This is a genomic window from Streptomyces litchfieldiae, from assembly GCF_031845365.1.
In the GTDB taxonomy this organism is placed as follows: domain Bacteria; phylum Actinomycetota; class Actinomycetes; order Streptomycetales; family Streptomycetaceae; genus Streptomyces; species Streptomyces litchfieldiae.
The window spans coordinates 297,685-310,488 of sequence record NZ_JAVREL010000007.1 but is presented as its reverse complement, the minus strand read 5'-3'; the positions used below and the strand labels follow the sequence as shown (position 1 = coordinate 310,488).

At 70.3% G+C, this 12,804-nt stretch carries 11 protein-coding genes; all 11 read right to left on the bottom strand.

Annotated elements, in window-relative coordinates; translation table 11 throughout:
- The coding region (gene eccCa, locus RM590_RS15225) for a type VII secretion protein EccCa (protein ID WP_311705078.1) at positions 1 to 2,689 on the bottom strand (2,689 nt) is incomplete at its 3' end.
- A complete protein-coding gene (locus tag RM590_RS15220) occupies positions 2,686 to 5,109 on the bottom strand; it encodes a hypothetical protein (protein WP_311705077.1) in 2,424 nt (807 codons plus the stop codon). The genes RM590_RS15220 and eccCa, both read right to left, overlap by 4 nt.
- A 15-nt stretch (positions 5,110 to 5,124) precedes the next feature.
- A complete protein-coding gene (locus RM590_RS15215) occupies positions 5,125 to 5,463 on the bottom strand; it encodes a hypothetical protein (protein ID WP_311705076.1) in 339 nt (112 codons plus the stop codon).
- A gap of 25 nt (positions 5,464 to 5,488) precedes the next feature.
- On the bottom strand, positions 5,489 to 6,766 hold the full coding sequence (locus tag RM590_RS15210) for a hypothetical protein (RefSeq protein WP_311705075.1): 1,278 nt from the start codon (positions 6,764 to 6,766) through the stop codon (positions 5,489 to 5,491).
- Positions 6,767 to 6,771: 5 nt separating this feature from the next.
- Complete coding sequence (locus tag RM590_RS15205; protein ID WP_311705074.1) at positions 6,772 to 7,152, bottom strand: hypothetical protein; 381 nt, start codon at positions 7,150 to 7,152, stop codon at positions 6,772 to 6,774.
- Between the two features lie 3 nt (positions 7,153 to 7,155).
- Entirely contained in the window at positions 7,156 to 7,476 is a 321-nt protein-coding gene (locus RM590_RS15200) for a hypothetical protein (RefSeq protein ID WP_311705073.1), read from the bottom strand.
- A gap of 73 nt (positions 7,477 to 7,549) precedes the next feature.
- Positions 7,550 to 7,894 (bottom strand): hypothetical protein, encoded by a 345-nt coding sequence (locus tag RM590_RS15195; RefSeq protein WP_311705072.1) that lies wholly within the window; start codon positions 7,892 to 7,894, stop codon positions 7,550 to 7,552.
- Between the two features lie 304 nt (positions 7,895 to 8,198).
- The gene (locus RM590_RS15190) at positions 8,199 to 9,500 is read right to left on the bottom strand and encodes a Gfo/Idh/MocA family protein (RefSeq protein ID WP_311705071.1); all 1,302 of its coding nucleotides are present in this window, start codon (positions 9,498 to 9,500) and stop codon (positions 8,199 to 8,201) included.
- A gap of 129 nt (positions 9,501 to 9,629) precedes the next feature.
- Positions 9,630 to 10,907 (bottom strand): ABC transporter substrate-binding protein, encoded by a 1,278-nt coding sequence (locus tag RM590_RS15185; protein ID WP_311705070.1) that lies wholly within the window; start codon positions 10,905 to 10,907, stop codon positions 9,630 to 9,632.
- A gap of 26 nt (positions 10,908 to 10,933) precedes the next feature.
- Entirely contained in the window at positions 10,934 to 11,812 is an 879-nt protein-coding gene (locus RM590_RS15180) for a carbohydrate ABC transporter permease (RefSeq protein WP_311705069.1), read from the bottom strand.
- A complete protein-coding gene (locus tag RM590_RS15175; protein ID WP_311705068.1) occupies positions 11,802 to 12,776 on the bottom strand; it encodes a carbohydrate ABC transporter permease in 975 nt (324 codons plus the stop codon). The genes RM590_RS15180 and RM590_RS15175 overlap by 11 nt, the downstream gene beginning before the upstream one ends.
- Between the last annotated feature and the right edge of the window lie 28 nt (positions 12,777 to 12,804).

Genomic DNA, 12,804 nt, shown 5'->3' with positions numbered 1-12,804 from the left:
CGGCCACGGTGCGATTGACGAGTTCGGCGTCGAGGCGCCCGGCGACGCCGCCGACGTGCGGCAGCCCGGCGAACGGGAACAGCGTGCCGCTGAAGTCCAGGCAGTAGAACTGCACTTCGTCCGGCGTATGACGCAGCGCCAGCGACGCGATCAGCGACCGGACGGCCGTTGACTTGCCGCCGTGCGGGCCACCGACCACCGCCACATGGCCACCGGCGCCCGCCAGGTTGAGCCGGAGAGGGTCGCGGCGCTGGTGGAACGGCCGGTCGACGGTGCCGATGACGGCCGTCAACCGGCCGCTGTCGCCGCGCCGATCCGGCCCGTCACCGCGCTGCGCGTGGAGGGCGTCCAGGGGCTCGGGGTCGTCCAGGGGCGGCAGCCACACCTGGTGCGCCTGCGGCCCCTGCCCCGTCATCTGGCCGACCATCACGCCGAGCACCGTGGTGCCCAGATCCTCGCCGTCGCCGAATTCGTCCGGCACCGGCTCGGGTTCGGGCTCCGGCGCACGTTCGTCGACGGGGACGGGCACGTATGCGGCGCGGAACGGCCGCACGTCCGCGCTGCCGCCGAGCGCGGCTCCGGTGGCCTCGTCGCCGGTGCGATAGGGGCCGGACACATAGGCGGCGCGGAACCGCTTGAGCGTGGTGGTGTCCGTCTTGAGATAGCCGTGGCCGGGTGCGCTGGGCAGATGGTTGGCGTCCGGCACACCGATCGCGGTCCGGCTCTCCGCCTCGGAGAACGTGCGCAGGCCGATCCGGTACGACAGGTGCGCCTCCAGCCCGCGCAGCCGCCCCTCGTCCAGGCGTTGCGAGGCCAGCAGCAGATGCAGCCCCAACGAGCGGCCCAGGCGGCCGATCTGCACAAAGAGATCGGCGAAGTCCGGCTTCTGCGCCAGCAGCTCGGAGAACTCGTCCACGACGACGAAGAGGCTGGGCAGCGGCGGCAGGGCGCCGCCGCGCTGGCGGGCGCGCTCGTAGTCGCGTACGGAGACGAGGTTCCCGGCGTCCCGCAGCACCTCCTGACGGCGGTTCATCTCACCCGCCAGGGCCTCCTTCATCCGGTCCACGAGGGTGAGGTCGTCCTCCAGATTGGTGATGACGGCGGCCACATGCGGCAGTTCCGCCATGCCCGCGAACGTCGCCCCGCCCTTGAAGTCGACCAGAACGAAATTAAGCTCATTGGTGGAGTGCGTGGCAGCCATGCCGAGCACCAGGGTCCGCAGCAGCTCCGACTTGCCCGAGCCCGTGGCGCCGACCAGCAGACCGTGCGGCCCCATGCCGTTCTGCGCCGACTCCTTGATGTCCAGCTCCAGCAGCCCGCCATCGGCCGAGACGCCAATGGGCACGCGCAGCCGGTCCCGCATGGGCCTGGTGCGCCACAGGGCGTCGAGATCGAGGCGCCCCGGGTCCTGGATGCCGAGCAGGCTGGGCAGCGTGTTGACGGCGGTCGTCAGGTCCTCGGCGTCTCCGGTGGTGGCCGAGTCCGCCCGGAACTGGGCGAGTTGCACCGCCAGCGCCTCCGCCTCGGCGACGGTGAGCGCGTCGGGGGTGCCCAACTCGTCGCGGGTGTCGCCGGCGCGGACCGCGAGCGTGGTCTCCCGGATCTCCAGCCGGACGCCGTGCGTCTCGGTCAGCGCGTCGGCCCGGCCGTCGACGTCGAGCACCGTGACGCCCTGCATCCCGCCGGGCTCCAGCAGCGCCTCGGCGCCGGTGACCAGGCCGCCGTCCAGGACGACCAGCAGGTGCGGCAGATCCGGGTCGGGCTCGGCGCCACGGTTGAACCGGGTCCGGCGGGTCAGCTCGGCGCCCAGCCACTCCTCCAGCACGGCAAGGCTGGGATGCGTCATCCGCACCGGGCCGACGTGGTCCAGCTCATCTGGGTGGTGGGCGTGCGGCAGCCACTTCAGCCAGCCCCACTCCGGCCCGTCGATGTCCCGGGTGCACACCACGACCCGCAGGTCCCGCGGGGAGTGGAACGTCACCGCCTGGGCGAGGATCGCGCGGAACAGCGCCCGCGCCGCCTCGGGGTCCTCGCCGCCCGTGACCGACACGGCCGCGAAGCGCCGCAGCGCCACCTGCACCGGCAGGTCGGGAACCACCGAGTACGCCTCGATGAACCGCTTGAGCGCGACCGTGCACAGCGGGTCCAGGTCCTCCACCGGCGCGGACTCGCCAGCGACCAGGGGCCTCGCCAGGTAACGCGGTCCGGTGCCGACCCGCACCACGCCGAAGTCCGCGTCGCCGCTGCGGCGTTCCCACAGGCGCCGGCTGTCGGCGACGCACCACAGCGTGTGGGGAGCGGGGGCGCCCCACTCCAGCGACTCGCGCTGGGACTCCGCGGTGCGCCGCACCTCGGCCCGGGTGCGTTCGAGATACCGCAGATATTCGCGGCGGTCGTTGCGGGCCTGGCTCGTCACGGTGCTTCGCTGCCGGATCAGGGAGCCGACGACCATGGCGAGGCAGGACACCAGGAACATCGCGCCGATGATGTAGCCGATGGCGCCCCGGCCCATGGTCAGCATGTAGAGCACCGAGCCGAGGCCGCTCAGCGCGGGCAGCGCGGTCAGCCAGACGTTGGCGTCCTCCGGTTTCGGCAGCGGCGGGGGCGGCTTGAGCACCAGGTCACTGGTGGGCACGACCGGCCGCGCCGCGCGCGCCGGCCGCCGCACCACGGTCGTCGGGCCGGTCATGACGGCCTCCAGTCGCCGTTCTGGCCGCCGCGCTCCACCTCGGCAACCTCCTCGTCGCCGTCGAAGTCGTTGACGGCGGCGCCCCTGGCGAACTCCGCGGACCGCCCTTCCTGGAAGTACGTGGCCAGATCTCCCAAGGAGTCCGCGAGTGCCTGCCGCCGGTTCCGGCCGGTGGTGGTGCCGATCAGGTTCCAGTCGTCGGAGTCGCTGGGCGGCCAGCTCTCGCCCCGGCGGGGAATGACGGTGGCGGCCTCGGTGTCGTCCATCCCCCGGTATCCGGTGTCCCGCGCCGCGTCGTAGATCCGGTGCAGTTCCTGCTCGCCGCGCCGGTAGACCTCCGTGTAGCGGCGCAACTGGTCGTTCTTCTCGGCGGAGGGCTCGGGGTCGCCCATGAGATTGGAGAGTGCGTCCGCCGATCCGAAAACCTGACCCCCCAGGCCCGGGATCACACTGGCCCCGGACAGCCCCGTCTTCAGCGCGTTGAATCTCTGCTCCGCGCGCTCGTCGTCCCGCTTGTCGGCCTGATACGCCATGTCCAGCTCGGCATTGGTCACGGCGGCACTCAGCTCGCCGAGCTGGCGCATCTCGGCGGTCACCGTCCCCGTTCCATCGGCGCCTTCGAAAACCCGCCGCGCCTGCTCCTCGATGTAGTCGCCGGCATCGGCCTTGAACTGCTCCGCGGTCTGGTCCTCGCCGTTCATCAGCACGGAGAACAGGTCGCCTCTGTCCGCGTGGGAGAGCGGGAAACCGTCCCCGCGAAGCGCGCCGAGCTGGCGGTCCATCTCGTTCGTGCTGGTCGCGGAGAGTCTGCTCAGATACTCGTCGTGCCCCACGATGTCGGCGAGCGCGGTCTCGGCGCGCGGTGGGAAGTCACGCCCATGGTCGACAAAGTCGTCGGCGTTGTCCGCGACGAACTGCATCAGGGTCTGCCCCGCCGTCAGCTTGTCCCGCTCCTCCGGGGTGAAGGTGGGGTCGTCCGGCAGGGTGCCGGCCCGCATCAGGTCGCCCACGGCGCGGCCGTTGTCGGCCCAGGAGGAGCTGAGGGCCGGGTCGAGCAGCCGGTTGATCCGGTTGGTGTCGCTCAGGAACGACGCGGCGGCGTCGTCGTTGGTGGCGGCGAGGGACAGGAGCTGGGGGGCACCCTCCAGTGGAGGCTTCTCGAACGTCGGCATCGTGGACTGGTGGTCCTTCTGCGCGTCGATGGCCGCGTTGATCAGCGACGTGCTGAAGTTCTCGCTCGGAGTGATCGAGGCATGGCCCATCAGCGCACCGAAGTCGCCGAAACGCTCGGCCTGGAGCCGGACGCTGTGCCCGTCCTTCCCCTGGTCGGAGATCGGCTCCTTCTCGAAGAACTCCCGGACGGAGCTCAGCGGTTCGGGACCGGTGGAGGCGGCGACGACGCCATTGGCCAGCGACTCCTGGAACGGCTCGAACGACGGGCCTTTGAGCCGACCGGCCGCGAGCAGGTCCTCGGTGCCCACCTTGCCGAAGAACGCGTTCAGGTAGGCCTGCTGCTCGGGCGTGGGGGGTCTGGCGCCCTTCTTGTCGTTCATGTCGTCGGCGATGCTGTCGAGTCCGGCCGTGTAGCGCGCCAGCAGCTCGGGGTCCGGGTTCCCCCGGCTGAGGAGCTTCTTCACCTCCTCGCCGTTGAAGGCGGCCATCTCGTCGCTGCGCCATATGTCCAGCGGGCCCCGTGAGGTGTCGTAGCCGGCCTCCTCCAGCTCGGCCCCGTACTCGGCCAGCTTCTGCCGGTACTGCCGGATGGCGTCGGTGATCTCCTCGTCCGCGTGGGCGGCCTCGTCCGCCGTCATGTTCAGGTAGGAGTCGCGGATGTCGCCCGGCAGGTTCGGCGGGGCGGTCCAGGCGCCGTCCGAGGGAACGCCCTCGTATTCCACGTTGTTGAAGTTGAACCGGGGGGTGCCGGAGCCGATGGCGGGCGCGGGCATGATGAGGCTGGGTGCCGGCTGGCTCGCGAAGAACTGCTGCGCCCGTTCCCAGGTCTGCACCGCCGCCGCCGAGTTGTGTTCGAGCACCTGCTGCATTCCCGCGCCTCCGTTTCCCCCGTCGATCTGCGCGTCCACCTCCTCCCTGGCCTCCATGGCCCGGTTCATGGCCCGGACGAGCATCCGGACGACGTTGTCGATTCCCTCGCCGTTCCCCTGGAGACCGCCGGCGGTGACGTCGATCCGGTCGTCCTCGACGAACGCGGCGCCGTTCCGCACGCCCGCCTGCTGCCCGATCCGTGTCGCGCGTTCGGCCAGCTCGCCGGCGTTCCGTGCCTCGTTCGCGGCCCGCGCGAAGGTGGACGCGGTGTCCGCCATGTGCTCCGTGTCCACCTCGGCGGCGAACTCGTCGCGATGGGTCCACGGCTTCGCGCTTCCCGCGGCTTCCACATCGGCCTTGTCGAATGAAACGTCCATGGCGGACCCCGCCCCCTAGATCCCGTCGGCGATCGCCCGCGCGACCGCCGAGTTGGCCCGGGTGACGGTCGCCTCGGCGGCGACGTCCATCTCCTCGCCGATGTCCGCCGTCCGGTGGTCGGCGTCGGACATGTTCTCCCGTCCCTCGGCCGCCTGCCCCACCTCGCGCAACTGGCGGTCGCGGGTCGAGGTCAGCGCGGTGACGAAGGCGTCGGCGCCGCCGAAGCAACCGGCGTCCGGCTGTGCGTTGCGCAGCTGGCGGCGCGTGCCCTCCGCCGCGTCCGCGGAGTCCAGGCTGACCCGGGCCGACTCGCGGAACTCGTCCGGGATGTAGAAGAGACCGTCTCCGGACACTGGCTTCCCCCTTCTCCTGCTTCTGCTACTCGCCCAGCACGCCCTTGGCGGCGCTGCGGCGCGCGGACCACACCTCGGGGTCCTCGGTCAGGTCGGTGGGCCGGCCCAGCCGGCCCGACTCGCCGGAACGGTCGCCGTTCGACCGGCTCACCGCGCCCGTCGCGGCCGGGGGCGGTGCGAACGGCCGGCCGCCCTGGGCGGCCTCGCGCATCGCGAACCGGCTGGCGACCGCCGCGCGTTGGTTCAGATTGCGGTGTGCCTCCCGGATCACCTGCTGCTGCGCCGGGCCCGGATGGGCCACGCTCGGCGGCACCACCCCGCCGTACAGCCCGGCCAGTCCGCCGCCCCCGCCGATCGTCCCCGGGCCGCCGGCCCCGATCGCGGCGAGCCCGACGCCGGTGGCCATCGCGCCCGGCCCGGTGCCGAGCCCGGAGAGGCGGGTGGCGTACTCGGTGGACTCACCGAACGGCAGCCCGGTGACCGGGTCGATCCACCGGCCGCTGCCCGGGTCGAACTCGCGGCCCGTCGCCGGGTCCACCAGGTATCCGGTGTTCGGGCTCTGCACCCAGCCGCCGAACTCCTCGTTCTCCGGGCCCAGTACCGAGAGGTACGAGGGGTAGTCGCCGTCCGGTGTCGTGCTGTTGGGGGGTGGGGTCCCCTCGATCATGTTGTCCCGGTCGCCGCGCGTCGGACGGTCCGGCGAGCCGTTCCGGTCGCTTCTCGTCGTGCTGTCCGTCGTGCCGTTCCGGTCGGCGCTTCTGGGCACGGACTCCAGCGAGTTGTTCCCACCGCCCGTACGGTCGCCCTCGGGGGAGGGCGGCGCCTGGCCGCCGGTCACCCTGCCGACGTCGCTGCTCAGTTGGTCCAGCACGCTGCGGGCCTCGGCGAGCAGCCGGTCGCGTTCCTCCTGTTTCCGGATCGCGGCGCTCACCATGGTCGGGTCGATCGCGTCGTCCGCGGGCATGTCCACGGCGGCCGCCTCGTACTCGACGAGCAGGGCCAGCGCCCGCTCCGCCGCCCGGGCCGACGCCTCGCCCGCGGCCTGCAACTGGCCGGCGATCTGCTGCGCCACGGCGCTGGCGCCCTCGGCCCAGGACGCCGTTCCCTTGATCCGGTCGGCGAGCTCGATCAGCCCGACGCCCGGTTCGGCCTCGGCGTCCGCGGCGGCACCGGCCAGCCGGTCGCGCTCCGCGGTCCCCGCGCCGGCCAGGGCGTACCAGGCGCCGGCCGCCGCGTGGATCATGACGTGCTGGGCGCTGAGGATGCGGTCGATGACAGCCATGAAGTCGTCGTCGGTCGTCATCGCGTTCACTCCGGTTTGTCGATCGAGGGCAGTTCCGGTCCGCCCACCGCGTAGTACATGTGCTGGACGGCCTCGCCGGCCGTGACGAGCCGGCTGTGCGCCGCCTGATCCGTCTCATCGGCGATCTCGGCCATGCGGTAGGCGCTGTCGCTGATGTCCTGCACGGTCAGTCCGGTCCGCGTCAGCTCGTCCAGCATGGTGGCGGCGGCCGACGCCAGCGCCTGCTCGGCGAGGTCGCCGCCCGGCACCTGCCCGAACAGGCCGCGGGCGCTGGCGACGTCGATGAACGCCTCACGCATCGCGGCGAGTTGCTCGCTCCCCCGGGTGTGCTCCCCCGCTCGCCGCGCCGCGCCGGGGTTCAGCTCCAGGTCGCCCGATTCCGCCATGGCTCAGCGTCCACTCCCCATGGCCGCCCGCACCATCGCGGCGCCACCCTCGTTGCCGATCACCTGGACATCGCGCATCGCGGTGTTCTGCGCGGTCACCCCGTCGTCGAACCCGGTGGATTCGCGGCGGAACTGCTCGTCGCGCTCGTTGAGCACCTGTCCGATGCTCGCGTCCACCTGCCCCTGCTCGATCAGGCTGAAGAGCTGGGTGTGCACGTTGTTCCAGATCTCGGTGTACTGCTCCTGCTGGCTCCTCGTCTGCGACTGGATGCTGTCCAGCCCCTCGTTGGCGAACCTGATGATGTCGCCCCCGTACGCCGCCATGTCTGTCCCCTTCGTTGTGAATGGTCGCTGCGCTGTGGAATGGTCGCCGCGCTGTGAACCGGTCAGGCGCCGGTCAGATGCCCTGGGCCACGCCCAGGTCGACGCGGATGCCGGAGGTGTCGACGCCGTTCAGCACGCTCTCCGCGTCGGCGTCCGTCTCGCGGCCGGTGGCCGCCGTCAGCCCCAGGTCCTGCGACAGCCCGTCGAGCGCGTTGGCCAACGCCTGCCCCGCGCGCCCCAGGTCCTCGTAGGTCGCCACGGCACGGCTGGTGCCGCCGCCGTTGTAGGCGGTGGCCACGTTCGCGCTGTGCCCGCCGATCCCCACGGCCACCGCTTCCATGTCCGTGTACGCCTGCTGGATGATGCCCATGACCCGCTCGACCTCTTCGGGAGCGAGCTTGACCTCGTCGCTGATCACCGTTTTCCCCCTTGCTCGGATTCCGCCGGCTGGCGGCAAGAGGGAGTCTGTGGCGGTCGTTCGGCGCCGGGCAATGGGCTCCGGCTGTCCCGGACAGTCCGGCGACGTCTCACCTGGTCAGAGCGTTGTCCGGACACGGATCCGGACAGGGCGAGGTGGTGCGGCGAGCTGGTAAGGGCGGATCGGCCGATGATGAACGGCCGTATCGAGGCGGGAGAAAAACGCTCGACCCCGGGTCCCCGGACCTGATGCTGGCCCGTGCGACCCGGGGGAGTTCAACCTCGGTGAGCCCCGCGTGCCGGCCTCAGCCGGCCAGGCGGGTGCCGCCGTCGGTCAGCCGGACCGGGGCACCCGTTTGGGCGGACAGGTTGGCCGCGCTGCCGATCAGAACGCTGCGGATGCCGTCGCGGTAGCCGGCGGGCCGCCCCAGCGGGTCGTCGGACGGGCCGTGGAAGATGTCGTCGAGCAGCAGCCGGTCCCCGCCGCCGTGCGCTCCCGCGCCGCTCTCGATGGCGATGTCCCGCGCCTTCTCCCAGTGCCGGTGCAGGATCAGCCGCTCCCAGGTGCCCTCCGCGTTCGCCTTGGACGCGGCGCTGGGGTCGATCGCGGCGTGCGGGGGCGTCCAGGCCCGTTCGCAGACATCCAACTCGACGCGGCCCTCGGTGCCGTTGAAGACCACTCGGTAACCCTCGTACGGCGCGTGGGCGTTGAGGGAGTAGGTGAGCATCGCCCGGTTCGCGTAGCGGACCAGGACCGCCATGTTGTCGTCGATGGTGATACCGGGGCCGAAGACGTCCCGGTCCCGGATGTAGCCGTCCTCGTGCTCGGCCCGCAGGTAGAGCTCGGTGAGCCGGGGATCGGCGGAGACGTCCAGGATGAACGGGTCGCTGCCGAGTCCCGGCGCCCCCTGCCCGCGCGCGGGACGGCCGGTCAGGCCCCGGGCGGCGGCGTTCTCGTCGCCGTAGAACCGCAGGTCGGCCTGGGCGAACACCAGCTCGGCCGCCGAGTCCAGCCACCAGTTGACGAGATCGAAGTGGTGGCTGGCCTTGTGGACGAGCAGCCCCCCGGAGGATTCCCGGTCCCGGTGCCAGCGGCGGAAGTAGTCGGCGCCGTGGATCGTGTCCAGCAGCCACTCGAAGTGCACCGAGGTGACCTCTCCCACGGCGCCTTCGGAGATGAGCCTGCGCACCGCCGAATTGCGCGGTGAATAGCGGTAGTTGAAGGTCACGACGAGCTCGCCGGCGCTGCGTGCCGCCGAGTCGGCGATGGCGGCGCACCCCGCCGCGTCCGTGGTCAGCGGCTTCTCGACCACGACGTTCCGGCCGGCGTCGAGCGCCGCGCACACATACGTGGCGTGCAGCGCGTCCACCGTGGTGACCACCACGGTGTCGGCGCGCTCCAGGAGTTCGCCGAAGCGGTCGGGCGCGAAGCAGGGAACCTCGGGCCGGCCCGATCGCGCGATGGTGCGGTTGTAGTAGTTCATGCGCGTCTGGTTGACGTCGCACAGGCCGGTGATCTCGCCGGCGTCGCTCCAGTCGGTCAGGAGCGCGTCCACATACATCCGGGCGCGATGGCCGAGACCGACGAAGGCGTATCGGGTACCCACAGCTTGCTCCTGGTTCGGGCGTCGGGGCGACCGGCGCGGGACGGCACCGGTCGCGGTGTCTCTCGCCGGCCCGCCCGGCTCCCTCTCCGAAGAAGGGCCGGCCGGGCGGGCCGGACGGTCGCGGCACGGTCAGCCCAGGGTCGAATCGGCCTCGGCGAGGAACGCGGAGGCGGCCTCCTGCGGGCTCTGGTTGCCGAACAGGACCTCCTGGCCGTAGCGCTCCAGCATGTCGGGGATGTCACCCGCGCCCAGGGGCGGCGCGGTGGGAGCCGCGCTGAGCTCGCTGGCGATCTCGTTGAAGAACTCCAGCGAGGCGACGTCCGCCTCCGGGAGATCGCCCTGGATGCTCTCCAGCACGCTGGAGTTGATGGGCAGTCCGCGGTCCGAGCCCAGGATGGCTCCCGCCTCGGGGTCGTTCACGAGGAAGTCGATGAGCTGGGCCGACTCCTCGGGGTGCTCCGTCCCGGCGAAGGACGACCAGAACATGCTGGGCTGCAGGTACATGCCGTTGGTCTGGGCGTCGGGGAGGGTCGGGAAGCGCAGCAGCTCGATGGTCTCGCCCGAGCCGATGCTGATGGCGCTCAGCTGGTTGCTCCACCACATGCCGAACGCGCCGTCGTTCGTGAAGACCAGGGCGTTCTCGACCGAGCTGCCGAGTTCGGCGCTGAGCGCCGCGTCCGGCGCGGCGCCGGTGTCCTGGTGTTCCAGCTGCAGCTCGAACCACTCGACCAGCGTTTCCTCGGAGACACCGAGGCCGTCCTCGGTGTACATCTGCTCGCCGCGCTGCTCCGCGAAGATCCTCAGGAAGGCGTCGTTGAACGACGGCTGGGAGCCGTAGGTGTCGTCCCCCGTGGCCTCGCTGATCTGCTGGCTGATCTCCAGGTAGTCGTCCCAGGTCCAGGTGGTGTCGTCCGGGAGCTCGACCCCCGCCTCCTCGAACACGGCGGTGTTCGCCATGAGGGCGAAGGTGTTGGCGCCGGTGGGTATGCCGACCTGCTGATCGTTCACCAGGCCGGACGCCAGCACGTTCGGGTCCATGTCCGCCGTGTCCACCCGGTCCGTCAGGTCGGCGAGGATCTCGTTGTTGGCGAACTCTCCCAGCCGGCGGATCTCGATGGCGAAGACGTCCGGGGCCTCGCGGGAGGCAACCTGCGTGGTCAGCCGGTCGTAGTAGGGGGTGAAGTCCGTGAACTCCGGCTCCACTTGAATGCCGGGGTTCTTCTCCTCGAAGAGAGCGATCGCCTGCTCGGTCAGCTCGGCCCGGGAGTCGTTCCCCCACCAGGCCATCCGCAGCGTCACCGATCCGTCGTCGGAACCCCCGTCGTCGCCGCCGCACGCGGTGGCGCCCGCCAGGAGCGCCCCCACCGCGGAGAGCGCCGCGTACATTTTCCTTCTCCGATAGAACATGACATTCCCTTTCATCAAGACCGGGGCTATTTCAACCCGGTGGTGGCGATGCCTCGGATCAGATATCTCTGACCGGCGAGAAAGAACCCGAATATGGGGCCCAGAGACAGCACGGACATGGCGAACATGGGGCCCCAGGACGAATTGCCACTGGAATCCATGAAGGTGCGCAGCGCCACGGGCACCGTGAACATGTCGGGGTTGGTGAGGAAGATCAGCTGGCTGAGGAAGTCGTTCCACGTCCAGATGAAGGTGAAGATCGCCGTGGTGGCCAGCGCGGGCATGGACAGCGGGATGATGATGCGGCTGAAGATCCGCCAGTGCCCGGCCCCGTCGATCCTGGCCGCCTCGTCCAGATCCCTCGGCAGTGTCCTGATGAACTGCACCATCAGGAAGATGAAGAACGCGTCCGTGGCCAGGAACTTGGGGATGATCAGCGGCCAGAAGGTGTTGATCCAGTCGAGCTCGGAGAACAGGACGTACTGCGGGACGAGCACGGCGTGCAGGGGCAGCATGATCGAGCCCAGCATCACCGCGAACCACAGGCGCTTGAGGGGGAACTCCAGCCTCGCGAAGGCATAGGCCGCGAGCGAACAGGCCACGAGGTTGCCGACCACCGCACCCGCCGTGACGATGGCCGAGTTGACGAAGTAGGTGCCGAAGGAGTGGCTCAGCGCGCCCCAGCCCTCGGAGAAGTTGTCGAGGGTGACCTCACCCGGGATCAGGCCGGTCTCCCGGAAGATGAGCTCCTCCGGCTTGACGGCGCTGGAGACCATCCACAGCAGCGGGTAGAGCATGACGAAGCCGAACCCGATGAGCAGCAGATGCGTGAAGAGACGGTGGCGCTGCGCCGCACCCAGCGTTCTGGCCAGCAGGGTGCCGTTGCGCTCAGTTTTAGTTGTCACTGTAGAACACCCAGTATTTCGACATGACGAAATTGACGGCCGTGAACGAGGCGATGATGAGAACGAGCACCCAGGCCATCGCCGACGCGTATCCCATTTCCAGGGAAGGACCGAATCCCTTCAGATAGATGTACATGGTGTAGAACAGCGTGGAATCCGCCGGTCCGCCCTTCCCCCCGCTCACCACGAACGCCTGGGTGAAGGACTGGAACGCGTTGATGAGCTGTAGCACCAGGTTGAAGAAGATGATCGGCGTGAGCAGCGGCAGCGTGATGGAGCGGAACTGCCGCAGTTTGTTGGCACCGTCGATCCCCGCCGCCTCGTAGAGACTCTGCGGGATCTGCCGCAGGCCGGCCAGGAAGATGACCATCGGCGAGCCGAACGTCCAGACGTTCAGGACGATCAGCGTTCCCAGGGCGGTGTCCGGGTCGGCGATCCAACTGGTGCCCTCGACTCCGAAGATGCCGAGGAAGCCGTTGACGATGCCGTCGTCGCCGAAGATCTGCCGCCACAGGATCGCGATGGCGACACTTCCGCCGAGCAGCGAGGGCAGATAGTAGATCGACCGGTAGATGGGGAGTCCGGAGACTCCGCGGTCCAGGAGCAGGGCGAGCGCGAGCGCGAAGCCCAACTGGAGCGGGACGGAGAGGAAGACGTAGATCGCCGTGTTCCGCAGCGCCTTCATGAAGCGCGGGTCATCGGTGAACATCCGCTCGTAGTTGTCCAGCCCGACCCAGTCGGCGTCGCCGATCAGGTTGTAGTCGGTGAAGGACAGGTAGAGCGAGGCCACCAGCGGTCCCGCGGTGATCACGGCGAGGCCGACGAACCAGGGCGCCAGGAACAGATAGGCCGTCAGCGCCTCGCGGCGGCGGCGGACCTTCGCCCCTTTTGCCTCGGGCGCCGTTTTGCGCAGCGACAGCGGCCGGGCCCGGGTGGGCTCCGCGCGTATCTCGGTGCGAGTCATGCCGGACCGCCCCGTCCGCCCGGCCGGG

Coding starts and splice junctions, on each gene's coding strand:
- RM590_RS15220 (WP_311705077.1), bottom strand. CDS start 5,109: ATGGACGTTTCATTCGACAAGGCCGATGTGGAAGCCGCGGGAAGCGCG.
- RM590_RS15205 (WP_311705074.1), bottom strand. CDS start 7,152: ATGGCGGAATCGGGCGACCTGGAGCTGAACCCCGGCGCGGCGCGGCGA.
- RM590_RS15175 (WP_311705068.1), bottom strand. CDS start 12,776: ATGACTCGCACCGAGATACGCGCGGAGCCCACCCGGGCCCGGCCGCTG.
- RM590_RS15210 (WP_311705075.1), bottom strand. CDS start 6,766: ATGACGACCGACGACGACTTCATGGCTGTCATCGACCGCATCCTCAGC.
- RM590_RS15185 (WP_311705070.1), bottom strand. CDS start 10,907: ATGTTCTATCGGAGAAGGAAAATGTACGCGGCGCTCTCCGCGGTGGGG.
- RM590_RS15200 (WP_311705073.1), bottom strand. CDS start 7,476: ATGGCGGCGTACGGGGGCGACATCATCAGGTTCGCCAACGAGGGGCTG.